The 24,558-nt window shown below is 72.0% G+C and carries 22 protein-coding genes; 6 read left to right on the forward strand and 16 right to left on the reverse strand.

Annotated elements, in window-relative coordinates:
* The first annotated feature begins 252 nt into the window (after nt 1–252).
* Nucleotides 253–471, forward strand: coding sequence for a hypothetical protein (locus tag AMK58_RS14865; RefSeq protein WP_236778305.1), 219 nt, complete (start codon nt 253–255; stop codon nt 469–471).
* Here AMK58_RS14865 and AMK58_RS14870 read toward each other — a convergent pair.
* Nucleotides 444–1,898, reverse strand: a complete 1,455-nt coding sequence (locus tag AMK58_RS14870) for a tetratricopeptide repeat protein (RefSeq protein ID WP_059399131.1) — start codon at nt 1,896–1,898, stop codon at nt 444–446. The genes AMK58_RS14865 and AMK58_RS14870 overlap by 28 nt on opposite strands.
* Nucleotides 1,899–1,964: 66 nt before the next feature.
* Between AMK58_RS14870 and AMK58_RS14875 the strand changes: the two genes are divergently transcribed.
* Nucleotides 1,965–2,297, forward strand: coding sequence for a DUF1491 family protein (locus tag AMK58_RS14875; RefSeq protein WP_035677154.1), 333 nt, complete (start codon nt 1,965–1,967; stop codon nt 2,295–2,297).
* A 25-nt stretch (nt 2,298–2,322) separates the two neighbouring features.
* On the opposite strand, the gene AMK58_RS14880 is transcribed toward AMK58_RS14875, so the two are convergent.
* Both AMK58_RS14880 and AMK58_RS14885 read right to left on the reverse strand, forming a co-directional pair.
* A complete protein-coding gene (locus AMK58_RS14880; RefSeq protein WP_059399132.1) occupies nt 2,323–4,794 on the reverse strand; it encodes a sensor histidine kinase in 2,472 nt (823 codons plus the stop codon).
* 7 nt (nt 4,795–4,801) lie between these two features.
* A complete protein-coding gene (locus AMK58_RS14885) occupies nt 4,802–6,322 on the reverse strand; it encodes a bifunctional metallophosphatase/5'-nucleotidase (protein WP_035677144.1) in 1,521 nt (506 codons plus the stop codon).
* Between the two features lie 440 nt (nt 6,323–6,762).
* Here AMK58_RS14885 and pdxR point away from each other — a divergent pair, with 440 nt between their 5' ends.
* Complete coding sequence (pdxR, locus tag AMK58_RS14890) at nt 6,763–8,205, forward strand: MocR-like pyridoxine biosynthesis transcription factor PdxR (protein WP_059399133.1); 1,443 nt, start codon at nt 6,763–6,765, stop codon at nt 8,203–8,205.
* Nucleotides 8,206–8,220: 15 nt separating this feature from the next.
* Here the strand turns inward: pdxR and AMK58_RS14895 are convergent, their stop codons facing one another.
* Both AMK58_RS14895 and AMK58_RS14900 read right to left on the reverse strand, forming a co-directional pair.
* Nucleotides 8,221–8,670 (reverse strand): carboxymuconolactone decarboxylase family protein, encoded by a 450-nt coding sequence (locus AMK58_RS14895; protein WP_035677141.1) that lies wholly within the window; start codon nt 8,668–8,670, stop codon nt 8,221–8,223.
* 126 nt (nt 8,671–8,796) lie between these two features.
* Nucleotides 8,797–9,396, reverse strand: coding sequence for a TetR/AcrR family transcriptional regulator (locus AMK58_RS14900; protein ID WP_035677138.1), 600 nt, complete (start codon nt 9,394–9,396; stop codon nt 8,797–8,799).
* A 73-nt stretch (nt 9,397–9,469) separates the two neighbouring features.
* On the opposite strand from AMK58_RS14900, the gene bdcA reads away from it, so the two are divergent.
* Nucleotides 9,470–10,183, forward strand: a complete 714-nt coding sequence (bdcA, locus tag AMK58_RS14905) for an SDR family oxidoreductase (protein ID WP_035677136.1) — start codon at nt 9,470–9,472, stop codon at nt 10,181–10,183.
* 9 nt (nt 10,184–10,192) lie between these two features.
* Here the strand turns inward: bdcA and bluB are convergent, their stop codons facing one another.
* Genes bluB through cobA form a run of 3 tightly spaced genes read right to left on the reverse strand, consistent with a single transcriptional unit; the run spans nt 10,193 to nt 12,994 of the window.
* A complete protein-coding gene (gene bluB / locus AMK58_RS14910) occupies nt 10,193–10,852 on the reverse strand; it encodes a 5,6-dimethylbenzimidazole synthase (RefSeq protein ID WP_035677133.1) in 660 nt (219 codons plus the stop codon).
* The gene (locus AMK58_RS14915) at nt 10,849–12,195 is read right to left on the reverse strand and encodes a cobyrinate a,c-diamide synthase (protein ID WP_236778267.1); all 1,347 of its coding nucleotides are present in this window, start codon (nt 12,193–12,195) and stop codon (nt 10,849–10,851) included. The genes bluB and AMK58_RS14915 overlap by 4 nt, the downstream gene beginning before the upstream one ends.
* Nucleotides 12,188–12,994: a uroporphyrinogen-III C-methyltransferase gene (cobA, locus tag AMK58_RS14920; RefSeq protein WP_051140477.1), complete on the reverse strand. Its 807-nt coding sequence runs from the start codon at nt 12,992–12,994 to the stop codon at nt 12,188–12,190. Before cobA ends, AMK58_RS14915 begins: the two co-directional genes overlap by 8 nt.
* Here cobA and AMK58_RS14925 point away from each other — a divergent pair.
* Nucleotides 12,993–14,144 carry a cobalt-precorrin-5B (C(1))-methyltransferase gene (locus AMK58_RS14925; RefSeq protein WP_236778268.1) on the forward strand — a complete coding sequence of 384 codons (1,152 nt, stop codon included), beginning with the start codon at nt 12,993–12,995 and terminating at the stop codon, nt 14,142–14,144. The genes cobA and AMK58_RS14925 overlap by 2 nt on opposite strands.
* 125 nt (nt 14,145–14,269) lie before the next feature.
* Here the strand turns inward: AMK58_RS14925 and cobM are convergent, their stop codons facing one another.
* Genes cobM through AMK58_RS14940 form a run of 3 tightly spaced genes read right to left on the reverse strand, consistent with a single transcriptional unit; the run spans nt 14,270 to nt 16,661 of the window.
* Nucleotides 14,270–15,031 (reverse strand): precorrin-4 C(11)-methyltransferase, encoded by a 762-nt coding sequence (gene cobM, locus AMK58_RS14930; RefSeq protein WP_059399134.1) that lies wholly within the window; start codon nt 15,029–15,031, stop codon nt 14,270–14,272.
* Nucleotides 15,028–15,438: a cobalamin biosynthesis protein gene (locus AMK58_RS14935; protein ID WP_035677120.1), complete on the reverse strand. Its 411-nt coding sequence runs from the start codon at nt 15,436–15,438 to the stop codon at nt 15,028–15,030. The genes cobM and AMK58_RS14935 overlap by 4 nt, the downstream gene beginning before the upstream one ends.
* Entirely contained in the window at nt 15,435–16,661 is a 1,227-nt protein-coding gene (locus AMK58_RS14940) for a bifunctional cobalt-precorrin-7 (C(5))-methyltransferase/cobalt-precorrin-6B (C(15))-methyltransferase (RefSeq protein ID WP_059399135.1), read from the reverse strand. Before AMK58_RS14940 ends, AMK58_RS14935 begins: the two co-directional genes overlap by 4 nt.
* 23 nt (nt 16,662–16,684) lie before the next feature.
* Between AMK58_RS14940 and AMK58_RS14945 the strand changes: the two genes are divergently transcribed.
* Complete coding sequence (locus AMK58_RS14945) at nt 16,685–17,419, forward strand: cobalt-precorrin-6A reductase (protein WP_035677116.1); 735 nt, start codon at nt 16,685–16,687, stop codon at nt 17,417–17,419.
* A 107-nt stretch (nt 17,420–17,526) separates the two neighbouring features.
* On the opposite strand, the gene cobJ is transcribed toward AMK58_RS14945, so the two are convergent.
* Genes cobJ through cobN form a run of 5 tightly spaced genes read right to left on the reverse strand, consistent with a single transcriptional unit; the run spans nt 17,527 to nt 24,475 of the window.
* Nucleotides 17,527–18,291, reverse strand: a complete 765-nt coding sequence (cobJ, locus tag AMK58_RS14950) for a precorrin-3B C(17)-methyltransferase (RefSeq protein ID WP_059399136.1) — start codon at nt 18,289–18,291, stop codon at nt 17,527–17,529.
* Nucleotides 18,288–19,040 carry a precorrin-2 C(20)-methyltransferase gene (locus AMK58_RS14955; protein WP_035677111.1) on the reverse strand — a complete coding sequence of 251 codons (753 nt, stop codon included), beginning with the start codon at nt 19,038–19,040 and terminating at the stop codon, nt 18,288–18,290. The genes cobJ and AMK58_RS14955 overlap by 4 nt, the downstream gene beginning before the upstream one ends.
* Entirely contained in the window at nt 19,040–19,681 is a 642-nt protein-coding gene (locus AMK58_RS14960; protein ID WP_035677109.1) for a precorrin-8X methylmutase, read from the reverse strand. Before AMK58_RS14960 ends, AMK58_RS14955 begins: the two co-directional genes overlap by 1 nt.
* Nucleotides 19,671–21,068, reverse strand: a complete 1,398-nt coding sequence (gene cobG / locus AMK58_RS14965) for a precorrin-3B synthase (protein WP_059399137.1) — start codon at nt 21,066–21,068, stop codon at nt 19,671–19,673. Before cobG ends, AMK58_RS14960 begins: the two co-directional genes overlap by 11 nt.
* Nucleotides 21,065–24,475, reverse strand: a complete 3,411-nt coding sequence (cobN, locus tag AMK58_RS14970; protein WP_059399138.1) for a cobaltochelatase subunit CobN — start codon at nt 24,473–24,475, stop codon at nt 21,065–21,067. Before cobN ends, cobG begins: the two co-directional genes overlap by 4 nt.
* Nucleotides 24,476–24,558: the final 83 nt, after the last annotated feature.

The raw sequence follows: 24,558 nt of genomic DNA on the forward strand, positions 1-24,558 counted from the left end.
GCATTTAACGTGTTGTTTCGTATGGAAAAGGCTGACGAGGGAACGCGCCGGACCCCTTTTTGCCGCACGCTGGGAAAAATTGGCCTAGCGTCCCGGACGGGAAGAGGGAAGAAAGCTCCCGTCCAATCCGTCGAACCAATCGATATGACCAAAAGATAGGGCGTGGCCAGTCGGGGGCTGCGGTAGAACGGGGGAAGGGAAACGGGATGCACGCCGGCGGTGGGGCCGCCGGGGGAGGGCGGCTTGGACCGTGTGGAACAACTTCTGATACCGTTGTTGGGGGCAGCCCTGCTGGGTCACGCGCTGAGCAGCGCGCCGCTCCGCTTCGATCTTCCGGACCCGCGGCCCTTCGACGTGGCCGCCTTCAACGCCACCCTGCTGGTGGCGGAAATGCCGGCGCTGCCCGTTGCCAGTTCCCGCCCGGCCTGGAGCGGGAATGATCCCTACGACTGCTTCTGCGGCGCCAACTGAGCGGCGGCGAACCGCTCCAGTTCCGTGGCGACGGCGCGCAGGACGCTGTCCCAGTCACCGGGGCGAGGCTGGCGGAACAGGCGCAGCGACGGGTACCAGGGGCTGTCCGCTCGGTCGAGCAGCCAGCGCCAATCCGGCGCGTAGGGCAGCAGCAGCCACGCCGGCACGCCGAGCGCCCCCGCCAGATGGATGGTCGCTGTGTCGACCGCGATGACGAGGTCCAGATTCGCCAGGATGGCCGCGCTGTCGGCGAAGTCGCGGACGCCCGCGGTCAGGTCGGGCAGGGCGGCGGGCCGGGCCGCCTTGGCGTCGCCGGTCTGCAGGCTGAACAGGCGCAGGCCCGGCGTGTCGAGCAGCGGGGGCAACCGCTCGACGGGGATGGAGCGGTTGCGGTCGTTGCGATGGTTCGGGTTGCCCGCCCAGACGAGGCCGACGCGCGGTCCGGACCCTGTTCCCGTATCAACCTCGGCGATCCGGCGGCCCCAGCGCGCCACCTCGTCCGCTTCGGCGAAAAGGTATGCGGGGGGGCAGGGGATGCTCGCCGGATCGGTGCCGAAGGCGCGCGGCAGGCTCATCAGCGGGCAGTGGAGGTCGTGTGGCGCCGGGGCGGGGCCGCGCACCAGCACCTGGATCTCCGGTCCCAGCGAGCGCAGCAGACGGAACTGCAACGGATGCACGTCCAGGATCACCCGGCCCCCGGCGCGCACCACCAGAGGGGCGTAGCGGGCGAACTGGATGGTGTCGCCGAATCCCTGCTCGGCGTGCAGCAGAATGCGTTGGCCGTCCAGCGGCTCCCCGGCCCAGGGCGGGGCGGGCAGGCGGCGCGGGCGCCACTCGAACTCATCCCATCCGGCGCGCAGGTCGCCCCGCACCAGCCGGCTGACGGCGCGCGCCAAGTGCGCGTCGATGTGGTTTGGCCGCGCGGCGATCAGGGCGTCCAGGCAGGCGTCGGACTCTGCGAAGCGTCGCGCGTCGCGCAGCACGATACCCCGGTTGAGCGCCGTGTCCGGATGGCCGGGCCGCAGCCGCTCCGCGCGCCCCAGCCACGCCAGCGCGGCGGGGTAGTCGGCCAGCGAATGGCGCACCGAACCCAGGTTGGTCAAGGCGTCGGCCAAGGCCGGGTCGAGGGCCAGGGCGCGGGTCAGCGCGGCGTCGGCCCGCTCCGCCGCGCCGAGCGAGCGCAGGGCGCCGCCAAGGTTCGCCCAGGGCGCCGCCGCGTCGGGGTTGAGCCGCAGCGAGCGGGCGATCAGCGCCGCCGCCGCGGCGTGAGCGCCGCGCTGGGCCTCGGTCACGCCGAGCAGATGGAGGGCGTCGGGCTGCGCCGGCTCCACGTCCAGCACGACGCGGTAATCCTGCGCCGCCTCGGCGAGGCGCCCGGCCATGTGGTGGTTGACGGCGGCGTCGAGAACGTCCAGGAGTGTCGCCATGCCCGTTGTCTACACCGGGGCCATGCCGAAGGCGAGCCCCCGGACCTTCCCGGAACGAGGATTTCCATGGACGACCGTCTGCCGACGCACCTCTGGGTGATGGCGCACATTCGCGCCGCCGATGCCGAAGGCGTCACGATGATGGTTCTGCGCAAGGGGGACCCCAGCCGCGGCACGGTCATCCTGAAACTGAACCGGCTGGAGCGGACCTTCAGCGTGCTGGTCCAGGTGCGCGAGGAAGAGCGGCTGCGCTGGTCGCGCGGCACCGGTGCCGACCCGGTGGACGAGGCGACGGCGGACGCCTACATCGCCCGGCAGACCCGCTATGACCCCGACGTCTGGGTGATCGAGGTCGAGGACCGCAAGGGCCGTCACTGGTTCGAGGGCGAGGTCCGCTGACCCCGCTTTTCGGAGCGGCGCCGGATCACACCAGTTCCGCCTTTCCCACCGTTGTTCCCGCCGTGGGCGTGACGCGCGGGAAGCGCAGGGTGAAGCGGGTCCCCTCGCCGGGGATGCTGTGCGCGGTGATGGTGCCGCGCAAGGTGCCGGTGACGAGGTTGTAGACGATGTGCAACCCCAGCCCGCTTCCCCCATTGCCGCGGCGGGTGGTGAAGAAGGGGTCGAAGATCTTCGGCAGGATGTCCGACGGGATGCCCAGTCCGTTGTCGGCCACCGTCAGCTCCACCTGATCCTGCGGCAGCAGGCGGGCGGCGATGGTCAGCCGGCCCGGATGGTGCGGCGTGAAGGCGTGGGTCAGTGCGTTGAGGACGAGATTGGTCAGAATCTGCGACAGCGCGCCGGGATAGCCGTCCAGCTCCAGCTCGTCGGGGCTGTCCACGCCGATGTCCAGACCGGCCACATCCTTGTAAACCGGACGCAGGCTGCGCAGCAGTTCGCCGATGTAGGTCCTCAGCTCGAACCGGCGGCGCTCGTCGCTCGACTGGTCCACCGCGACCATCTTGAAGCTTTGCACAAGATCGGCGGCGCGCGTGCTGTTGGACAGGATCAGCCGGGCCATCTCCCCGCCGTCGGCCAGGAAGCGCTGGAACTCCGACTTCTTGATGGCCCCGGCGGCGAGCTGGCGGGTCAGCTCCTCGAACTGCAGGGCGAGCTGCGAGGCGCCTGTGATGGTGATGCCGATGGGTGTGTTGACCTCGTGCGCCACTCCGGCGACGAGCTGGCCGAGCGACGCCATCTTCTCCGCCTGGATCAGGCTGGCCTGGGTCTCCTTCAGCTCGCGCAGCGCTTGTTCCGCCGCGTCGCGGGACCGGCGCAGCGCCGCCTCGGCCTCCACCTCGCGCGTCACGTCGACGACGATGGACTGGACGGCGGTTTCCCCCTTCCAGTCGATGCGGCGGCTGGTCAGCTCAATCCAGCGCTCCGACCCGTCGAGCCGGCGGGCACGCAGCCGCCGACGCTCGCTGGGCAGGCCGGTGGCGACGATGTGCCGGTAGTTGTCCTCGACCAACGGACGGCTGTCCTCCGCGATGAAGTCGAGCACCGAGCGGACCCGCAGCGTGCGGTCCAGGCTGCTGCCGAACATCTGCAGGAAGGCGTCGTTGGCGTAGAGCGGGCGGAAATCGCGGTGGATGATGATGCCCTGGATGGAGCCTTCGACGAGGTCGCGGAAGCGCCGCTCGTTGTCGGCCAGATCCATCTGGCGCCGGTCGATCTCGTCGATGAAGTAGCGGATGGAGGCGGCGATGTCGGTGATCTCGTCGTTGCCCTCCACCGGCACCGTCGCATCGCTGCCGGACAGGCGGGCCAGCACCGCGCCGTTCAGCGCGACCAGCCGCGAGGTCAGGAAGCGCCGGAAGAACAAATGCACCAGGATTGCCAGCAGGATGGAGGCGCCGCCCAGCACCATCACCATGCGCGAGCGCTCTTGGATCATCGCAGCCAGATCGCCGGTGCGGTCGGTGGACTGGTCATGGATGGCGTCGAACAGGGCCAGGGTGAAGCGGTCCACCGTCTCCACCAGGACACGCGACTGGCCGGACAGCGCCTGGGCGCGGTTGCGCGCCTGCAGCCGCTCGGCGGAGCTGTCGAACAGCCCGCCCGGCGCCACCAGGATCGTGGCGAGATCGGCCCGGATGCGCTCCATGGCGGTGCCCTCCGGCTCGGGCGTGGCGGCGGCCAACCGACCCAGCTCGGCCAGCGTGTTCTCCGCGTTGCGGCGCTCGACCCGCAGCCGGTTCAGATGGTCGGTCTGCATCGCCCCGGCGGCCCGCGCCATCAGCGCCCCCGCCCGCACCGCCCAGGCGCCCAGCATGCCGCCCTCGCCGGGCGCCGCCACGGTCGGAGCGGTTCCGGGTTCCGCCCCCGGCAACCGTTCCAGTGCGTCGGCAAGCTGGGCCAGCGCGCGGATCGCTTCCGCCTGACGGGCGCCGGCCTCGATCTGCCGGCCGACCTCGGCGTTCAGATCGGCCACCGTCGCCGCCAGGATCAGCAGGGTGGATTGGGCCTGTTCCAGAAGCCGCAGCTCGTCGCTTTCGCCATCGCCGCCCGGCTCCCCTTGCTGGTGGAGGTCGTGCATGCGCTCCACCAGCTTCCTCAGGAATTCCAGTTCGCTGATGAGTTCGTCGTAGATGGCCCGGCGCTGCGGGGTGGTGGCCGCTCCCGCCAGGACGGGCAGGCGGGCGACCAGCTTCTGGAGCGAGCCGCGCAGCTCCGCGCTGGTGATGACCTTCGGCAGGGTGGTGGTGGACAGCACCGACACCTCCCCCCGGAACAGCTGGAAGGAGGACAGCGACACGACGCCGACCAGCAGGACCAGCATCGTCATGATGGTCAGGCCGATGGAAATGCGCAGCACGATGCCAGCGCGCGCGCCACGGCGCCGGCGCAGGGGCTCAGCGGCATCGGTGCGGTCGGTGGAAGGCGGCGTGGCGTCCATTCCGCGGCTACCGCTGGACCGTCAGGCGGCCGTCCAGCCGCGGCGCGAAGCTGCCGGTGCGGGCGATCCGGCTGGCCAGGATGGTCGAGACGAAATCGGCGTCCCGGTCGTCCACCAGCCGCGGGGCCGTTGACAGCATCGCATAGCCGTCGCCGCCGTTGGCGAGGTAGCTGCCGGTGGCCAACCGGAAGCGGGCCATCGGATCCACCGGCTTGCCGCCCACCGTCAGCGCCACCACCCGCCGGCCGGGCGGGCGCGACGCGTCGACGGTGACGCGGGCGTTGGACAGGTGCGGGAATCGGCCCTGCAACTGCTCGATTCCGGAGAAGCCGAACTCCAGCGCGTCGCGCAGCTGCTGCCCGGTGACCTCGATCAGCACGGCGGTGTCGTGGAAGGGGAATTCGGTCTGGATCTCCCGGCGCGTCCACACCGTGCCCGCCGCGTAGGCGCGGTCGCCGCGGAAGGAGCCGCCATTGATCAGCGCCACGTCGGCCTCCATCGCCTCGCGCAGCGAATCGGCGACGGTGTTTGCGAAGGCGTTCTCGCTGGCGCGCACCGCCTCGCGCCTCGTGTCGATGGGGGCGTCCAGACGGCCCACCTGCATGCCCAGCATGCTGTCCAGCCGCGCGCGGTAGGCCTTGGCCTGCGTGTCCAACGCCGGGTCCGGCGCCACGGTGGCGGTGTCGATGGCGCGCACGCCGCTGCTCCACACGGTGCGCGTGACGCCGTCCTTGATGACCTTCTCCGCGGTGACGTCCAGGGCCAGGACCCAAGCGGCCTGCGGCTCGATCGTCGCGCTCAGAGTCTTGCCGTCGTAATCCACGGCGACCACCCGCCCACGGTCCTGGTAGAGCACGATGTCGGCGGCGCCGGAGGCGATTACCTCGCGGTGGGTGCCGCCGGAATCGCCGGTCAGCGCCACCACCAGATCGGCGCCGGCGTTGCGCAGCTCCTTCGCCTTCTGGGCCAGCACCGGACCCGGCGGCAGGAAGTCGGTGCGCGGCGAGCGGGTGATCTCCCCCGTCCGTGCCGGCGCCGCGGCCAGCACCCCGACGCGCATCGGCCCGGCGTTGAGCATCGCCCGGTCCTCCAGCCCGTCCAGCGGCTTGCCCGTCTGGCGGGCCACCGCGTTGGAGACGACCATGGGAAAGTTCGCCTCGAAGGCGCGGGTCATAAGCACGTCGTCGCCGTGATGGAATTCCCGGTTCAGTGCCGCCATGGCGTCGATGCCGACCCCGTTCAGCAGGTCGATGACATGCGCCCCCTGGTCGTAAAAGGACAGGACGGAAGGCGCGAGCGCCTGCCCGCCGTGCAGGACCAGCACGGTGCCGCCCGCCGCCCGTTCCTGCCGGACCAGCGTGGCGAGCCGGGCGATGCCGCCGCGTCCCTGCACGTCCTCCAGCTCGGTCGTGCTGTGGGCGTAGAGGATGGTGAAGCGGGTGGGGTCCGCCCACGCGGTTCCGCAAGCCCAAACTCCGAGAACCAGCGCGAACACCGGGTGCAGCCAGACACCCCTGCCGAATCCCATGCCGTCGTTCCCCATCCAGCGCCCGCGCGGTCATCACAGCCGTGGGCCGCACCCCCGGTTCCGCGCCGGATTATGCGCGTTCGCACGTCGGTGGTGAAGCTGTACCGAGGATGACAAATCGCCCCGTTCCGCGCGGGGACCGCGGCCGGCCGCGATGGGGAAACCGGAAATACCAAAAAGCCATATTTTTTACATGGAATTATCGGCCTATGCGGATGTTGCACCGCACCCATTCCGCATTGGTAATACCAGTTCGAAGGGGGTGCCCCTATTCTCCGCCAGCCCATTCTCGGGGCGTTTCCTCCCAAGACTCAAGGCCGGAGCGGTTGCTCCGGCCTTTTTTTCGTCCGCTGAGCGTCGCACACCGGGGCCAGCTGGTGTGAAGCCGGGGGAGCGTGCGGCGGATTGCGGACGGGCAAGGTTGCGTTATCCTGCGGCTCATGCCTTCCCTCCCCCCGGAAACTCTGGATATCGCCCTCAGCCGGACCGCGAAGGTTCCGCTGTCCACACAGATCCACGCCGCCTTGCGCGATGCCATCCGCGAAGGGCGGCTGGCCGGAGGGGCGCGATTGCCATCCTGGCGGGATCTGGCCGCGCAGCTCGGGGTGTCCCGTGGGACGGTGCGCGACGCCTATGAGCGGCTGATCGACGAACAGCTTGCGGTCGGTCTGGGCGCCGCGGGGACGCGGGTCGCCGAGGGGGCCATGGCGGGGCCGTCCCCCGATGGGCCGGTCCAGGCTCCGTCCTTCCCGGAACTGTTTTCCAATTTCGAGCGGACGCCGCTGCCCTTTCAGATGGGCGTTCCGGCGCAAGACGCCTTTCCCTTCACGCTGTGGTCCCGGATCGTCGGGCGGGCGGCGCGGGCCGCGGCGGCGGCTCCGGTCGGCTATCCCGATCCTCGCGGCCATCCGGATTTGCGGCGCGAGATCGCCGCTGTGCTGGCCATCGCCCGAGGCATCCGCTGCACGCCGGAGCAGATTTTCATCACGGCAGGCTATTCCGGCGCGCTCGGGCTGGTGATTCGGGCCTTGCGGCTCGACGGCGCCACCGCCTGGATGGAGGAGCCCGGCTTTCCCCTGACCCGCCGCGCCCTTCACCTCGCCGGCATGACCGTGGTGCCCGTGCCGGCGGACGGCGACGGGATCGACATCGATGCGGGACTCGCGCGGGCGCCGGCGGCGGGCTTGGCCGTGGTGACGCCCGGCCAGCAGGCGCCGCTCGGCGTGACTCTGACCTTGCCGCGCCGTCTCGCCCTGCTGGAATGGGCCTCGCGGACCGGGGCGTGGATCGTCGAGGATGATTATCTCAGCGAGCTGCAACTGAAGGGCCGGGCCGCTCCGGCACTGGCCTCCCTCGACCGGCAGGGGCGGGTGCTGCACGCCGGCACCTTCAGCAAGACGATCACCCCGGCGCTGCGGCTCGGCTTCCTGATGGTGCCGCCGGGGGTGGCTGGTCTCTTCGGAGAGGCCGCCGCCTGCCTGTCCCCGGCCCCGGCGGCGGCGATGCAGCGGGCGGTCGCCGACTTCATGGCGGGCGGGCATTACTTTCGACACCTGCGCCGGATGAAGCGGCTTTACGCCGCCCGCCAGCAGGCGCTTCTGGCGGCCATGCGCGACGCCGCGGGGGCGGCATCGCCGCTGGCGGTGGAGGCGTCGGGAAGCCTGTCGGTCCGCCTGCTCCTGCCACCGGGCAGCGATGACATCGCCATCGCCGCGGCGGCGCGGGCGGACGGCCTCGCTCCGGTGCCGCTGTCGCCCTGGTACGCCGATGGCCCGGAGGCCGCGCGCCCCCGGGGGCTGCTGCTGGGCATCACCAACCTGCAGGAACGGCGCCTGTCCGACGATTGCCGCCGGTTGGCCGAGTTGGCGAAGCGGTATGGCTGACCCGGCGAAATGGGCTCAGCGGGCCGCGGCGGGAACCGTGCGGAAGCTGATGGCGAGGCGGTTGTAGAGGTTCATCAGGCCGATGGCGATCGTCAGGTCGGCCACCTCCTTCTCGGAGAACTGGGCCGACACCGCCTGGAACTCCGAATCCGGGACGGCGGTTTCGGCCACCCGCGTCACCGTCTCCGCCCAGCGCAGCGCGGCGCGCTCGCGGTCGGTGAACAGCGTCTCCGCCTCGTGCCAGACCGGCACCAGCACCAGCTTGTCGATGGTGATACCGTTCTTCAGCAGGTCGCGGCTGTGCAGGTCGATGCAATAGGCGCAGCCGTTGATCTGCGAGACCCGCAGATAAACGAGATCGATCAGCGTGACCGGGAGCCCGCACTGGCTGACGTAGCCGTGCGCGCCGGCGAGGGCCTTCATGCCGGCGGGGGTGGTGGCGTGGTAGTCGAGACGCGGTGACATGGCGGTTGGTCCTCAAGGGGGATGCGGGAAGGTCCCGGCTGCCGCTGATCCTGCACCGTCCGCCGGTCAGTCATAAGGACCAAGACGTGACGGAAATCCTGCACCATCCTCCGCAGGGGGGACCCGTCAGGCGCCTGCCAGCTCCCGGCGGAAGGCGCGGTCCATCATGGCGGCCACCCGCTCCAGCCTTTCGCGGTCCGCGCCGTCGCGGGCCGCCGCCGACATTCCCAACATCGCCACCACCACCAGATCGGCCAGCGCGTCGGCGCGGTCCGGCGCCTCGGTGGCGATAAAGTCGCGGACCGCCGCGCAACCCTCGCGTTTGGCCGCGTCGGCCAGAGCCTGCGCTTCCGGGTCGGCGCTGTTGCGCGCGCCATCGAGCACGAGGCACCCCGCCGTTCCGCCCTGGCCGGGATAAAGCTCCGCGGCGAGCGCCAGCGTCCGTCCGATCACCGTTGCCACGTCGCCGCCCTCCGCCAGAGCCCGCGCAAAGATGTTCGCCTCGCCTGCCGCATAGCGTCGCAGCGCCCGTTCGAACAGCCCTGCCTTGCTGCCGAAGGCGGCATAGAAGCTCGGCGGCTTGATGCCCAGTTCGGCCCCCAGTTCGGCCACGCCGACCGCGTCGTAACCGCGGGCGTGGAACAGCCGCATCGCCGTCTCCACCGCCTCGTCCACGTCGAAGGAACGCCGCCGTCCGCGCGGCTCCGATTTTTTTGTAGCAGTCACTATAAAAAATCCTTGCGCGATGCCCTGGAGTGATTTTATATAGCGGTCACTACATTAATTCAAGGAACCGATCATGAGCGACTTCGCGGGCAAGAACATCCTGGTGCTGGGCGGCAGCCGGGGCATTGGCAAGGCCATCGTCCAGCGTTTCGCGGCGGGTGGCGGGCAGGTCGCCTTCACCTACGCCGGTTCTGCCGATGCCGCCGCGGCGCTGGCCGCCGAGACCGGGTCCGAGGCGATCCGCACCGACAGCGCCGACCGCGACGCGGTGATCGCCACGGTGGCCGGGCGGGGCGCGCTGGACGTGCTGGTCGTCAACGCCGGAGTCGCCATGATCGGCGATCCGCTGACCTTCGACCCCGACGAGGTTGACCGCATGATCGACATCAACGTGCGCGGGCCCTACCACGCCGCGGTCGAGGCGGCGCGCCACATGACCGGGCCGGGGCGCATCATCGTCATCGGATCGGTCAACGGCGACCGGATGCCCTTCGCGGGCGGTGCCGCCTACGCGCTCACCAAGTCGGCGGTCCAGGGCATGGTGCGCGGTCTGGCGCGCGATTTCGGGGACCGCGGGATCACCGTCAACGCCATCCAGCCGGGACCGACCGACAGCGACATGAATCCGGCCGACGGCCCGATGGCCGCGGCCATGCACGGCTTCATGGCGATCAAGCGCCACGCCCACGCCAGCGAGGTCGCCGAGCTGACCGCCTTCGTCGCCGGTCCGCACGGCGCGATGATCACCGGCTCGTTCCAGACCATCGACGGCGGCTTCGGGGCCTGACGGCGGCCTTTACGTCGTTTCGCCCCAGCGGTCGCGGAAGACGAGGTCTTCCAGGGGAAGCCGGCTGCGCCAGCCGGCTTTCTCCAGTTCCGGCGTCTCGTGGAAATGGGAGACGTAGCCGAGGCAGAGATAGGCCACCGGGACGATCCGTTCCGGGATGCCCAGCGCCTCGCGCAGCCTGTCCTCGTGCAGGATGCTGACCCAGCCGACGCCCAGCCCTTCCGCCCGGGCGGCCAGCCAGAGATTCTGCACCGCGCAGACGCAGGAATAGAGGTCCATGGTCGGGATGTGCGTCCGCCCCAGCACCACCGGGCCGGAGCGCTCCCGGTCGCAGGTGATGCACAGGTTGACCGGCGCCTCGCGGATGCCTTCCAGCTTCAGGCGGCTGTAGAGGGCCTTGCGCTCCCCGGTGAAGAGGGCGGCTGCCTCCTCGTTGGCCTGGGAAAAGTCGGCGTGGATCTGCGACTTCACCGCCGGGTCCTGGACGACGATGAAGTTCCACGGCTGCATGAAGCCGACCGACGGCGCGTGGTGTGCGGCGGTCAGCACGCGGGTCAGCACGTCTTCCGGCACCGGGTCGGGGGCGAACTGCCCGCGCACGTCGCGGCGCGAGAAGATCGCCTTGTAGAGCGCGTCCCGCTCCTCCGGTGCGAAGGCGTGGTCGCTCATTGGTCCGCCGCAATCACATGGAAGAACGAGGCGAAGACGCTGCCGCGCCGGCCGCCGAGCGGCCCGAGGTCCGACCCGTCCGCCGCCGTAGCGGTGACCAGCGGTTCGTCGGCTCCGCGGTCGAGGATCGAGGCGTAATGGAACTCGTGCCCGCGCAGCGCCGTTCCCGCCCGGCCCAGCGGCGTGTCGCCCAGCAGGACGGCGCGGCGGTATCCCAGATGCAGCTTGCGCTTGGCGAAGGAGGTCCGCACCCCGAGCAGCCCGAGCATCGGGTGGGTGGTGCCCGCTGCGTCCTCCAGCGACTCGCCCAGCACCATGTAGCCGCCGCACTCGCCGTAGACCGGGCGCCCGAGGGCGGCGACGCGGTGCATGCCGTCGCGGAAGCGTCCGGCGGCGGCGAGCCGTCCGGCGTGCAGTTCCGGATAGCCGCCGGGCAGATAGACGGCGTCGGCATCGTCCGGCGGCGCCTCGTTGGCCAGTGGCGAGAAGTGCGTTACCTCGGCGCCCGCCGCGCGCCAGCCCTCCAGCAGATGCGGGTAGACGAAGGTGAAGGCGGCGTCGCGCGCGATGGCGATGCGCTGGCCCAGCGGTGGCAGAGCGGGCGCATATCGTCCTTCCGGCGCGCGGGAAGGGGCCGCCAGCGCGGCCACCCGGTCGAGGTCGACATGTTGCGCGATGAAGCGGCCCAGCGCCGCCAGACGCTCCTGAAGGTCCGCCGTCTCCTCCGCCTGGATCAGGCCGAGATGACGTTCGGGCAGGATCACGTCGGGAGTGCGGGGAAGCGAACCGAGGACGGGGATGCCCAGCGCCTCGATGGCGCCGCCGGCCAAGGCGAGGTGGCGCGGGCTGGCGATGTTGTTCAGGATCACCCCGCCGATCCGCACATCGTCGCGGTAGGTGGCGAAGCCCTTGACCAGGGCGGCGGCGGACTGCGACTGGCCCTTGGCGTTGACCACCAGGATCACCGGCCAGCCGGTGCGCGCGGCCAGTTCCGAGGTGGCGCCGGTGCCGGTCGCCCCGACGCCCGCCACCCCGTCGAACAGACCCATCAGGGCCTCGCAGACCAGCAGGTCGGTGCCCTCCCCGGCGCGGCGGGCCAGCGAGTCCAGCAGGTCCGGCCCCATCGCCCAGTTGTCGAGGTTGACGCTGGGCCGGCCGGTCGCCGCCTGATGGAAGGCCGGGTCGATGTAGTCCGGTCCCGCCTTCACCGCGCCGACGCGCAGGCCGCGCGCTTTCAGGGCGACCAGCAGGCCCAGCGTGACGGTGGTCTTGCCGGTGCCCGACGCCGGAGCCCCGACGATCAGCCCGCGCGGTGCGGCCTCGGCCATGGGGGGCTCAGCCATGGGGAAGCTCCTTGGGCAGCCAGTCGAGCACGGGGCGCAGCCGCACCACTTCGCCGATCACGATGATGGCCGGGGGCTCCATCCCGCTGGCCTCCAGATCGGCGATGCAGGCGCCGAGCGAGGTGACCAGCACGCGCTGCCGCTCGGTCGTCGCGTCGGTCACCACGCCGACCGGCGTGTCGGCGGACCGCCCGCCCTCCATCAGCGCGGCGGCGATGCCGGGCAGGCCCTTCCAGGCCATGTAGAGGATCAGCGGCGCGCCCGTCGCGGCCAGCGCCTTCCAGTCCGGCCCGCCCGCGCAGCTGTGGCCGGTCGCCAGGATCACCGCCTGGTTGGCCGTGCGGTGGGTGGCCGGGATGCCGGCGTAGGCCGGGCCGGCGAGGCCCGCGGTGATGCCGGGGATGATGCGGAAGGGGATGCCCCGCTCGGCCAGCGCCTGCGCCTCCTCGCCGCCGCGCCCGAAGACGAAGGGGTCGCCACCCTTCAGCCGCAGCACGCGGTGCCCCTCGCGCGCCAGCTCGATCAGGCGGTTGGTGATGTCGTCCTGGTGGGCGGAGGGTTTGCCGCCGCGCTTGCCCGCGAACTCCAGCCTTGCCGAGGGCGCCGCCAGCGCCATGATCCGTTCACCGACCAGCGCGTCGTGGACGATCACGTCGGCTTGCCTTAGACCTTGCAGGGCCAGCAGGGTCAGCAGGCCGGGATCGCCGGGACCGGCCCCCGCCAGCCACACGCTGCCGGGCCGGAAGTCGGCCAGTTCCAGAGGAAGAGAAAGGGAGTCGGGCGACGGCTCTGCGGTCATGGACGAGCACTCAGCGACGGAAAACGGTGTGGACGGCGAAGAGGGGAACGGCGAAGGAAACAGCGACGGCAAGGCGCTGCGGCGGGGCTGGACGACGGGCGCCTGCGCCACCGCCGCGGCGCGCGCGGCCTGCGGGGCGCTGTTCTCCGGCGACTTCCCCGATCCGGTCACGGTAACCCTGCCCGGCGGCCAGACGCCAGCCTTCGCGCTCGCCTGGACGGCGCGCGGCGACGGCTGGGCGGCGGCGGGGGTGGTCAAGGACGCCGGCGACGACCCGGACGTCACCCACGGCGCGCTGATCCGCGCCCGCGTCAGCCGCGCCGAACCGGGCCAGGGCGTCGTCTTCCGCGCGGGCGAGGGGGTGGGCACGGTGACCCGCCCCGGCCTGCCGGTCCCGGTCGGCGAACCCGCCATCAACCCGGTGCCCCGCGCCATGATCCGCCAAGCGGTCGCGGAGGCCGCGGCGCTGGCCGGCGAGGCTCCCGACGCCGTCGTCGAAGTCTCGGTCGATAATGGGGAAGCGCTGGCCCGCCGCACCATGAACCCGCGGCTGGGCATCCTTGGCGGGCTGTCGATCCTGGGGACGACGGGGATCGTCGTGCCCTATTCCTGCGCGGCCTGGATCGCCTCGATCCAGCGCGGAGTCGATGTGGCGCGGGCGGCCGGGCTGGGCCACGTCGCGGCCTGCACCGGCGACACCTCGGAAAAGGCGGTCGTCGCGCGCTACGGCCTGCCGGAGCACGCGCTGCTTGACATGGGGGATTTCGCGGGGGGCACGCTGAAGTACCTGCGCCGCCACCCGATCCCGCGCCTGACCCTGTGCGGCGGCTTCGCCAAGTTCGGCAAGCTGGCGCGCGGCCTGCTCGACCTGCATTCCAAGCGCGGCAGCGTCGATCTTGACTGGCTGGCCGACCGCATGGCCGAGCTGGGCGCTGCCCCCGACACCGTGGCCGAGGCCCGCGCCGCCAACACTGCCGCGCACGTCCTGGCCATTGCCAAGGAGGCCGGCCTGCCGCTGGCCGACCGCGTGGCGGCGCTGGCCCAGCGCACGGCGCTGGACACGCTCGACGGCGCCCCCGTGGCTGTCGAGGTGCTGGTCACCGACCGCCAGGGCAACATCGTCGGAACGTCCGGGTGGGCGGGCCCCTGATTCCCTCTCCCCCCCGGGGAGAGGGTTAGGGTGAGGGGGTTCAGGGGGGACCGGAACGTTCGGCAACCGCCGGACCCCCTCACCCCGACCCTCTCCCCAGAGGGGAGAGGGAGTAAGCGGTTCCCTCACTCCCCCAGCCCCCGGTAGCGGCGCGCATGCGACCCGTCGTAGAGCGCGCTGCACCGGAAATCCTCCACCCCCAGCGCCGGGCCGACCAGGATCAGGGCGGTGCGCTCCATGGGCGACTCCGCCACCAGGGCGGCGATGTCGGCCAGCGTGCCGCGCAGCACGCGCTCGTCCGGCCAGCTCGCCCGGTAGACCACCGCCGCCGGGCAATCGGCGCCATAGAGCGGGGTCAGCCGCTCCACCACCCGGTCGATCACGTGGATCGACAGGTGGATGGCCAGCGTCGCGCCCGACCGCCCCAGCACCTCCAGCGTCTCGTTCGCCGGCATGGCCGAGGCCCGGCCCTCCGTCCGTGTCAAAATCAGCGTCTGGCTGACCTCCGGCAGGGTCAGCTCCCGCCCCAGCGCGGCCGACGCCGCGGCGAAGGCCGGCACGCCGGGCGTGATGTCGTAGGGGATTCCCAGCTCGCGCAGCGCCCGCGTCTGCTCGCCGAGCGCGCTGTAGACCGACAGGTCGCCGGAATGCAGCCGCGCCACGTCCTGCCCGGCCGCGTGCGCGGCCTTGAACTCGGCGACGATCTGGTCGAGCGTCAGCGGGGCGGTGTCGATGATCCGGGCGCCCGGCGGAGCGTGGGCGATGATCTCCTTCGGCACCAGCGACCCCGCGTAGAGACAGACCGGGCAGGACGCGATCAGGTCGCGCCCGCGCAGGGTCAGCAGGTCGGGCGCGCCCGGTCCGGCGCCGATGAAATGCACGGTCATGCGGAAACTTCCCCAGAAATCGCCAGCGCGCAGGTGGCGCGCGGGGTGGAACGGCGCGGCAGCAGAAGGGTGGAGCCCGGCCCGGCGGCGGCCAGCGCTGCGGCCTCCGCGACCGAGGCGACGCCCACCGCGGCCTCGACACGGGCGGAGCGGGTCTGCACCCGGTCCTGAGCCGCCATCAACGCTGAATCGTCAACGAACTGGAGCGGCAAGGCGAGCCGCCGCGCCGCCTCCGCCACGCCGGCTTCGTTGCGCTTGCGCATCGGTGCCGCCAATTGCACGGCGCGGCGCGCGGTCTCGTCCAGCGCGGCCTCCTCTAAGGCGGCGCGGACCAGCCCGGCGATCTCGTCACCGGGGCAGCCGGCCCGGCAACCGATGCCCGCCGCGATGATTCGATGCGCCGTCACAGCGGCTTCTCCGCCAGCCACAGCGTCACGGGCATCAGTGGGCGCCAGCCGGTGAAGCCGCCGATGGGCGCGGCGCGGCTGACGGCGATCTGCGACAACTGCCCGCCCAGCCGCTTGTGCGTGGCGATCAGCATCGCCTCGCTTTCCAGCGTCACGGCGTTGGCGACGATCCGCCCGCCGGGCTTCAGCGCCGACCAGCAGGCGTCCAGCACGCCGTCGTTGGTCAGCCCGCCGCCGATGAACACGGCGTCCGGCGCCGGCAAGCCGTCCAGTGCCTCCGGCGCCTTGCCGCGCACCAGCTCCAGCCCCGGCACGCCGAAGGCGGTGGCGTTGGCGGGAATTCGGGCGGCGCGGTCGGCCTTGTGCTCCACGGCGATGGCGCGGTTGGCCGGGTCGCTCAGCATCCATTCGACGCCGATGGAGCCGGAGCCGGCGCCGATGTCCCACAGCAGCTCGCCGCGGCGCGGGGCCAGCCAGGACAGGGTGACGGCGCGGATTTCGCGCTTGGTGATCTGGCCGTCATGCTCGAACCAGTCGTCGGGCAGGCCCGGCGCGCGGGGCAGGGCGCGGGCGCCGGGCACGGCGAGGCACTCCACCGCCAGTGTGTTGAGATCGGCCACCCGCTCCGCCGACCACGCGTCCGCCGTCGCAACGATGCTGCGTTCGCGAGGGCCGCCCATGGATTCCAGAGCGGTCAGGCGCGACGGTCCGAAGCCGCGCGCCGTCAGCAGCGCCGCCAGCTTGGCCGGAGTCGTTCCGTCCCAGCACAGAACCAGCAGCCGCACGCCCGGTTGCAGATGCGGAATGACCAGCTCCAGCGGGCGTCCGTGCACCGTCAGGGTGCCGCAGTCCTGCAGCGGCCAGCCCAGGCGGGCGGCGGCGAGGCTGAAGGATGACGGAGCCGGGACGATCGACAGTTCCTCAGCCGGAACGAGTTTCGACAGGGTGGCGCCGATGCCGTACCAGGACGGGTCGCCGCTCGCCAGAACACAGACCCGCCGGCCGCGCCGCGCCAGCAGGGCGGGGTAGGCGTCCGACAGGGGGGAGGGCCAGGGTAGGCGCTCCTGTCCGTTCAACTCAGGCACCAGCGCCAGATGGCGGGCGCCGCCGGCCAGCAGCTCCGCGCCTTCCACCAGCGCGCGGGCGGCGGGCGACAGACCGTCCCACCCGTCCTCGCCGATGCCGACGACGCTCAGCCAACGCCCCGCTGCCGTGCTATTCATGGTGCACCCCAAGGAGGACAAGCATGAAGGCGCTGATTCTGGGTGGCACCACCGAGGCCACGGCGCTGGCCCGCCTGCTCAGCGGCCATCCGCGCATCGACGCGACGGTGTCGCTGGCCGGGCGCACCAAGCAGCCGGTCCTGCCGCCCCTGCCGACCCGCATCGGCGGTTTCGGCGGCGTGGACGGGCTGGCGGCGCATCTTGTGGAGGCCGGCATCGGCGCGGTGGTGGACGCCACGCACCCCTTCGCCGACCAGATCTCCGCCAACGCCGCGGCGGCCTGCGCGCGGGTGGGCGTGCCGCTGCTGGTGCTGACCCGCAAGCCGTGGCAACCGGGCGAGGGCGACCGCTGGATCGGCGTGCCCGACATGGCGGCCGCCGCCGAGGCGCTGCGCCCGCTGGGCGGGAACGTCTTCCTGACCATCGGCCGGCAGGAGGTCGCGGCCTTCGAGGCGGTGCCGGACAAGCGCTACCTGATCCGCGCCGTCGATCCGCCGGAACCGGCACCGAGCCTGCCCGATTACCGTCTGATCCTCGACCGCGGCCCCTTCACGCTGGAGGGGGAGTGCGCCCTGCTGGAGAAGCATCGGGTGGATGTCATCGTCAGCAAAAACAGCGGCGGGAGTGCCACCGAAGCGAAGCTGGAGGCTGCACGGCGCCGGGGCATTCCCGTGGTGATGGTCGAACGCCCACAGGGTAATGGCGTGGCCGAGGTGCACGACGCGGCGGCGGCACTCAGGTGGTTGGAGGGGCTGTAGAGTCGGGGCCCCCTCCCGACCTCCCCCCGCTTCGCAGGGGGAGGAGATGATTCCCTCCCCTGCGGAGCGGGGGAGGGTTAGGGTGGGGGCACGTTTCGACACCGTCCTCACCCCCGCACCGCATAGCTGCGCGGCGTGTAGACCCACGGCTGCGCGCCCTCGCGCGGCACCAGCCGTGTGTGCGAGGCGCCGATGATGACGCAGGTCCGCATGTCGGCCTGCGCCGCGTCCACCGCACCCAGCGTCGTGATCGTCAGCGCCTCGTCGGGGCGTCCGACCGCCCGGGCGAGGATCACCGGCGTCTCGGCCGAGCGGTGGTCGCGCAGCGCGTCGAAGGCGGCGCCGAGCTGCCAGGGACGGGCGCGGCTGATCGGGTTGTAGAGCGCGATGACAAAATCCGCCTCTGCCGCCAGACGCAGGCGCTTCAGCACCACCTCCCATGGCTTCAGATTGTCGGACAGCGAGATGGCGCAGAAATCATGGCCGAGCGGTGCGCCGGCCCGCGCCGCCGCCGCCTGCATCGCGGAGATGCCGGGGTCGACCGACAGCGGCACGCGGTGCCACGCCGCGGGTGCCGCCGGATCGTCCAGCGCCTCGAACACCGCGGCGGCCATGGCGAAGATTCCGGGATCGCCGCCCGACACCACCGCCACCCGGCGGCCTTCCGCCGCCAGTTCAAGGGCGTGGCGGGCGCGGTCCAGCTCCACCCGGTTGTCGGAGGCGTGGCGCACCTGCGGCCCCGGCGGCACCCGGTCCACATAGGGGAAATAGCCGACGAGGTCGGTCGCCTCCGCCAGATCGCGCCGGGCCTCCGGGGTCAGCCAGTCCTCGGTGCCGGGGCCGAGCCCGACGACCTTCAGCCATCCTGTCATCGCCGCAGCCCTTCGCCGGGGATGACAATCTGCGAGAAGTAGGGGGCTGTCTCCGGCGCCTCGCGGAAGGGCATCACGCGCTGGTCCGCCATGCTCGCCCGCTCGATGTACCAGGCGCGGTCGGCCAGCCCGGCGGCCTCCACGGCGCGGCGGACCTTCGGCAGGTTCTGGCCCAACTTCATGATGACCGCGGCATCGGCGTTGCGCAGCGCGCGCAGAAGCGCCTCCTCCCCCAGCGTGCCGGGGATGACCGACAGCACGTCGTCGCGCAGGGTCAGCGGGCGCGGCAGCAGCGAGGCGCTGCACATCATCGAGGTCACGCCCGGCACCACCTCCGTCGGAAAGCGCGAGGCCAGCCGCAGGAACAGGTGCATGAAGCTGCCGTAGAAGAAGGCGTCGCCCTCGTTCAGCGCGGCGATGGAGCGCCCGGCGGCGAGATGCTCGGCCAGCCGCTCGGCGGACTCGTCGAAGAAGGCCTCGATCTGGCGGCCGTAGTCGGGGTGGCTGGGCGGCAGCTCGACCGTCACCGGATAGACCATCGGCAGTTCGATGTGTTCCGCCGTGATGCAGCCGTCGGCGATGCGCCGCGCCTGTCCGGAGGTGCCGCGCTTGCAGAAATAGGCGACCACCGGGCAGGCGCCGATGGTGCGCATGGCGCGGACGGTCATCAGGTCCGGGTCGCCGGGGCCGACGCTGACGCCGTAGAGAGTGCCAGTGGAGATGCCGGTGTTTTGCGGTTCGTTGCTCATTATTCCACGTCGCTCGCCAGGGCGTTGACCGCCGCCGCCGCCATGGCGCTGCCGCCGCGCCGGCCCTTGATCGCCAGGAAGGGCAGGCCGAAGGGCGCCTCGGCCAGCGCGTCCTTGCTTTCCGCCGCACCCACGAAGCCGACCGGGAAGCCCAGCACCGCCGCCGGCTTCGGCGCGCCGTCGCGGATCATCTCCAGCAGCTTGAACAGGGCGGTCGGCGCGTTGCCGATGGCGACGACGGAACCCGCGAGCCGGGGCACCCACAGCTCCAGCGCGGCGGCGGAGCGGGTGTTTTCGACCTGTTTGGCAAGCTCCGGCACCGCCGGGTCGCGCAGGGTGCAGACGACGGGGTTGTCGGCCGGCAGGCGCGCCCGCGTGATGCCGTGGGCGACCATCTCGCTGTCGCAGAGGATCGCCGCGCCGCCGCGCAGAGCCGCCCGCGCCGCCTTCCCCACGTCGTGGGAGAACATTAGGTCCCGGGCCGCGTCCACCATGCCGCAGGCGTGGATGACGCGCACCGCCACCGCCTTCAGGTCGTTGGGGATGGCCGAGAGGTCGGCCTCCGCCCGGATGGTGGCGAAGGACTGGCGGTAGATGGCCGCTCCATCGCGGATGTAGTCGTAAAGCGGCTCAGCGGACACGGGACAACTCCTCAACAGACAGATCGGCCCCAGACAAAGAGGCAACGGCATTTATAGCCTCGGACGGCGTCAGGCTGGACCGCCAGGGCGTGCCGCCGGGGGCGGCGTTCAGCGCGACGTCATAGACGCCGTCCCGCGCGGTGAGCGTGACATCCGCCGCGCCGGGATGGGCGCAGCCCTTCGCGCAGCCGGAGACATGCACCATCCGCACCGCCTCCAGCAAGCCCGCCGCGCGCTCGGCGATGGCGAGGCCGTCCGCGTGAGTGTCGGTGGTGCCGACGTCGCAGCCGGTGACCCCGCTGCAGGCGGTGAGCTTCAGGCGGATGTCTTGGTGGTCGAGGATGCCGCCGAGGGTTTTTGCTGTGTTCGCGGCGTCGTCCTGCGGGGCGGCCAGCAGCAGGGCGCGCCAGGGGGTGATGCGGATCTCAACGGTGAGGGCGGCCAGCGCCTCCAGCTTGTCGACGTCGAGGCGGCCGAAGGGGAAGGCGACGCCCAGCCATTTGGGTTGGGTGCCGAGGACGAGTCGGGTGGGCGGCGTTTGCCCCCACCCTGACCCTCCCCCGCTGCGCAGGGGAGGGGATTGAACCTCCCTCTCCTGCGGAGCGGGGGAGGGAAGGGGCCCATGCGCAGCATGGGAAGGGTGGGGGCAAGTGAGCAACCACGCTGCCACCCGCTCCCGCAACATCTCCACCCCCAGCGCCTTGACCAGCCCGGCCATGCGCCGCGGGGGCTCGGCCAGGGTCTGGCGAAGCTCCAGGAAGGCCCGCGCCAGCGCCGCGGCAAGCTCCACCAGATCGTCGGGGCGGCAGTGACCCAGCAGCGCGGCCTTCTTGAAATCACCCCCCAACCCGACGCGGAACAGCGGCCCGTCCACCGCCCCCTCCACCGCGTCGAAGCGCACGTCGGTGCTGCTGTCAAACAGAGTGGCCTGCCCGCCGCCGTCGACCAGCCAGCCGAACTTCGGCGGCAGCCGGTGGAGGTCCCGGTCCGCCGCCAGCCGGGCGTCGAGCGCCAGGGCGTAGGGCCGCACGTCCAGCACCGCCGTCCCGTCCAGCCCGGCGGTAGGGGAGGTCAGCACGTTGCGCACCGCCTCGCTCTCGGCGTCCGCCGAGACGTAGCCGAGCGCGCGAAGCTCGGCGATCAGCACCGCCATGTCCGCCGCGGTGACGCCGCGCAGTTGCAGGTTGCCGCGGTGGCTGAGATCGACCAGTCCGTTGCCGTAACGACGTCCCAGCTCCGCGATCCGTTTCGCCGACGCGGCGGGAAGCACCCCCGCCGGGACGCGCACGCGGACCAGCAGACCGTCGCCGACCTCCATGGGGGCCAGAACGCCGGGGCACATGCCGCGCCGGCGGGGAGGGTTGCGGAGTTGGGTGATCGCGCTCATGCGGACATCTCCTTGCGGCGGCGCAGATCGTCGCCCGTCGAATTGCGGCGTGGGTGCCAGAGACCGCGCTCCAAAGCCTCGGTCAACCGGTCCAGGATATGCCGGGCGGCGGCCGGATTGGACTGCGCCAGGAAGTCCCACACCCGCTGGTCGTCCACATAGGCGTCGTACAACTGGTCGAAATGATGGGGCCGCACCGCCGTGGTGGTCGCGGCGAAGGCGAACAGCGTGTCCACGCTCGCCGCCAGCTCCCCGGCGCCGCGGTAGCCGTGGCGCATCATGCCGTCGATCCAGCGCGGGTTGGCCGCCCGGCCGCGCAGCACGCGGGCGATCTCCTCGCCCAGCGTGCGGACGGTCACGCTCTCCGGTTCGGAGCTGTCGAGGTGGTAGAGCGCCGGGTCGTTGGCCGGGTCGTCGTTGGCCAAGGCGGCGGCGGCGGAGAAGCCGCCCTCATACTGCATGAAGCCGTCGGTGGAGAGGACGTCGTGCTCCCGCTGGTCCTGGTGGTGGACCAGCGCGTCGGCCCCGCCGATGCGGCGGCGGAACAGGCTGGGAAGCGGAACGCCCTCCAGCCCCTTGCCGTAGGCGTGGCAGCTTCCTTCCAGATAGGCGGCGCCGAAGTCGGCCCGCGCGGCCCAATCGCCGCGCGCGATCAGGCCGGGCAGAGCCGTGCCGTAAGCGCCGGGGGCCGCGCCGAAGACCCGCGCGCTGGCCCATCGCTCGGCCTCTGCCGCCGGGGTGCCGCCGGCTTCCAGCTCGGCGCGGTCGGTGCGGAGCGCGGATGCGACGGGATTCACGTCGGCGGGCTCGTCCTCCGCCATCACGGCGCGGACGGCCTGATCGAACAGGGCGATCTGCTGCGGAAAGACGTCGCGGAACAGGCCGGAGATGCGCAGAGTCACGTCCACCCGCGGGCGGCCGAGGACGGAGGCCGGCATCACCTCGAAGCCGGTCACCCGGCCGGAACCGTTCTCCCACAGCGGGCGCACGCCGAGCAGCGCCATGGCCTGGGCCAGTTCGTCGCCGCCGGTGCGCATGGCCGGCGTGCCCCAGCAATCCACCACCAGCCGCTTCGGCCAATCGCCATGGTCCTGCAGGTAGCGGGTGATCAGCGCGTCCGCCGCCTGCCAGCCCAGCGTCCAGGCGGTCGGCGTCGGCACGCCGCGCGGGTCGAGCGCGTAGAGGTTCCGCCCGGTGGGCAGCGTGTCCGCCCGTCCCCGCGCCGGAGAACCGCCGGGGCCGGGCTTGACGAAGCGCCCGTCGAGCCCGGCCAGCAAGGCGGCCATCTCCGCCTCGCCGCAGGTGTCCAGCGCCGGGGCGACGTCCTCGGCCGTGGCGAAGCGCGCGACGGCGGCGAGCAGGCGGGCGCGGCGCTCCGGCTCCGGCGTGGTGCCGAAGACGTGCAGCCCGTCGCGGATCTGCATCTCCTTGATGTCGCAGAGATGGGCGTCGAGGCGGCTGAGGATGGCGTCGGGGTCGTCGTCGGGCCGCAGGTTGCAGTCGGCGGCGACGCCGGAGGTCCAGGCCAGATCCAGGATGGTCTGCCGCAGCGTGCCCAGCCGCCGCGGGTCCAGCCCGGTCGCCATCGAATATTCGTCGATCGCCGTTTCAAGCGCGGCGAGGTCGCCGTGCAGCCCGGCCTCGACCGGCGGCGGCGTCAGGTGGCCGATCAGCACGGCGCCCAGCCGGCGGCGCGCCTGCACGCCCTCGCCGGGGTTGTTGACGATGAAGGGGTAGAGACAGGGCAGGGGGCCGGCGACGATCTCCGGCCAGCAATCGGCGGACAGCGCCACGGCCTTGCCCGGCAGCCATTCCAGCGTCCCGTGTGCGCCCACCTGCACCAGCGCGTGGATGCCCAGCACATGGCGGAGCCAGAGGTGGAAGGCGTAATAGCCGTGGCTGGGCGGCGTCTCCGGGTCGTGGTGCTGGGTGGTGGTCAACGGGCCGTGGCCGCGGCTCGGCTGCACGGCGACGGCGACGTTGCCGCAGGCCAACACCGTGAAGCGGAAGACGGCACCGTCAGCCAGCGGGTCGGCCTCCTCGTCGCCCCAACATGCCGCGATGCGGGTGCGGGCCTCGTCGGGGGCGAGGCGGCGGTAGTCCTCCAAACTCAGCAGGGCGGTGGCGCCGCCGGTCAGCGCCTCCATCAGGGCGGCGGGGCCGGCGGGAAGCCCGTCCAGCGCGTAGCCCTCGGCGCGCAGCCGTTCCAGGATGCCGACGACGCTCGCCGGGGTGTCGAGGCCGACCGAATGCCCGATGCCGCCGCCCGGCCCCGGATAGTCGGACAGCACCAGCGCCAGCTTGCGCTCGGCCCGCGGCGTGGTGCCCAGCCGCACCCAGGCGGCGGCCAGATCGGCGGCGAAGGCCACGCGGTCGGGCACCGGGCGGATCAGCGTCGGGGCAAACTCCAGATCGGGGTCCGGCGCCCCTTCGGCCTTGAAGGCGATGGCGCGGGTCAGGATGCGCCCGTCCATCTCCGGCAGCACGACGTTCATGGCGAGGTCGGACGGCCCCATGCCGCGGGCGGAGCGGCGCCAGCCCTCCTCCGGCGTGGTGGACAGCACGGCCTGGAGCACCGGCGTGCCGTTGGCCTCCAGCGGCGACCCATCCTCGCGCGCCGCCGAGAAGCCGGTCAGGTTCATCACGACGGCGGCGTCGCGGGCGGTCAGGGTGGCGCGCATCCAGGCGGCGCAGTCCGGCTCCTTCAGGCTCGCCACGAACAGCGGCAGCGGGGCGAGGCCGCGCGCGGCCAGCGCGTCGCACAGCGCGTGCACCGGCTCCAGATCGCCGGCCAGCAGGTGGGAGCGGTAGAAGACGACCGGCGCGCAGGGGGCGATGGTTTGGCCGGTGACGTGGCCGGACCAGCCCTCATAAACGCCGAAGCGCGGGACCGGCGCCGGCTCGCGCCAGGGACGCTCCTGCCCGGCCAGCGTGGCGGCGTAGGCCAGCAGGTTGGCCATGTTGTCCGGCCCGCCTTCGGTGAATCCACGCCACAGCCGTTGCGCGGCCTCGGCCGGGACGGTGCCGTAGCCCTCCAGGGCGGGGTTCGGCTGGGCGCAGCCGGGCAGCACGGCCAGCGCCACCCCGGATTCCCGGCAGGCGGCGGCGACATGGTCCAGCCCGTAGCGCCAGTAGCCAGCCCCGCCGAGCAGCCGCAGAATGACCAGCTTCGCCTTGCGGATCACCGACTCGACGTAGAGGTCCACCGACAGCGGGTGCCCCAGCCGCGCAAGATTCGCCAGCCGCAGGGTGGGCAACTCGTCACGGTGGCGCTTCCAGCAGGCGGCAAGCGCTGTCAAGTCGCTGTCGGAGAAGGACAGGACGACGAGGTCCGCCGGGCTCTGCCCCAGGTCCACGGCCTGGGGGCCGGCGTCGAGGTCTTCCTGGCGGGCGGCGAGTAGGTGCATGGGCCACAGCTTTGCAAACACTCCCTCTCCCGCCCCGGGAGAGGGTGCCCGCGAAGCGGGCGGGTGAGGGTGCGGGCAAGGAT

Source organism: Azospirillum brasilense (genome assembly GCF_001315015.1).
In the GTDB taxonomy this organism is placed as follows: Bacteria; Pseudomonadota; Alphaproteobacteria; order Azospirillales; family Azospirillaceae; genus Azospirillum; species Azospirillum brasilense.

Excerpts from the sequence above, each read along its gene's own strand:
- AMK58_RS14870 (WP_059399131.1), bottom strand. The coding sequence starts at position 1,898 with ATGGCGACACTCCTGGACGTTCTCGACGCCGCCGTCAACCACCACATG.
- AMK58_RS14875 (WP_035677154.1), top strand. The coding sequence starts at position 1,965 with ATGGACGACCGTCTGCCGACGCACCTCTGGGTGATGGCGCACATTCGC.
- AMK58_RS14880 (WP_059399132.1), bottom strand. The coding sequence starts at position 4,794 with ATGGACGCCACGCCGCCTTCCACCGACCGCACCGATGCCGCTGAGCCC.
- AMK58_RS14885 (WP_035677144.1), bottom strand. The coding sequence starts at position 6,322 with ATGGGATTCGGCAGGGGTGTCTGGCTGCACCCGGTGTTCGCGCTGGTT.
- pdxR (WP_059399133.1), top strand. The coding sequence starts at position 6,763 with ATGCCTTCCCTCCCCCCGGAAACTCTGGATATCGCCCTCAGCCGGACC.
- AMK58_RS14895 (WP_035677141.1), bottom strand. The coding sequence starts at position 8,670 with ATGTCACCGCGTCTCGACTACCACGCCACCACCCCCGCCGGCATGAAG.
- bdcA (WP_035677136.1), top strand. The coding sequence starts at position 9,470 with ATGAGCGACTTCGCGGGCAAGAACATCCTGGTGCTGGGCGGCAGCCGG.
- bluB (WP_035677133.1), bottom strand. The coding sequence starts at position 10,852 with ATGAGCGACCACGCCTTCGCACCGGAGGAGCGGGACGCGCTCTACAAG.
- AMK58_RS14915 (WP_236778267.1), bottom strand. The coding sequence starts at position 12,195 with ATGGCTGAGCCCCCCATGGCCGAGGCCGCACCGCGCGGGCTGATCGTC.
- AMK58_RS14925 (WP_236778268.1), top strand. The coding sequence starts at position 12,993 with ATGGACGAGCACTCAGCGACGGAAAACGGTGTGGACGGCGAAGAGGGG.
- cobA (WP_051140477.1), bottom strand. The coding sequence starts at position 12,994 with ATGACCGCAGAGCCGTCGCCCGACTCCCTTTCTCTTCCTCTGGAACTG.
- cobM (WP_059399134.1), bottom strand. The coding sequence starts at position 15,031 with ATGACCGTGCATTTCATCGGCGCCGGACCGGGCGCGCCCGACCTGCTG.
- AMK58_RS14940 (WP_059399135.1), bottom strand. The coding sequence starts at position 16,661 with ATGAATAGCACGGCAGCGGGGCGTTGGCTGAGCGTCGTCGGCATCGGC.
- AMK58_RS14945 (WP_035677116.1), top strand. The coding sequence starts at position 16,685 with ATGAAGGCGCTGATTCTGGGTGGCACCACCGAGGCCACGGCGCTGGCC.
- cobJ (WP_059399136.1), bottom strand. The coding sequence starts at position 18,291 with ATGACAGGATGGCTGAAGGTCGTCGGGCTCGGCCCCGGCACCGAGGAC.
- AMK58_RS14955 (WP_035677111.1), bottom strand. The coding sequence starts at position 19,040 with ATGAGCAACGAACCGCAAAACACCGGCATCTCCACTGGCACTCTCTAC.
- cobG (WP_059399137.1), bottom strand. The coding sequence starts at position 21,068 with ATGAGCGCGATCACCCAACTCCGCAACCCTCCCCGCCGGCGCGGCATG.
- cobN (WP_059399138.1), bottom strand. The coding sequence starts at position 24,475 with ATGCACCTACTCGCCGCCCGCCAGGAAGACCTCGACGCCGGCCCCCAG.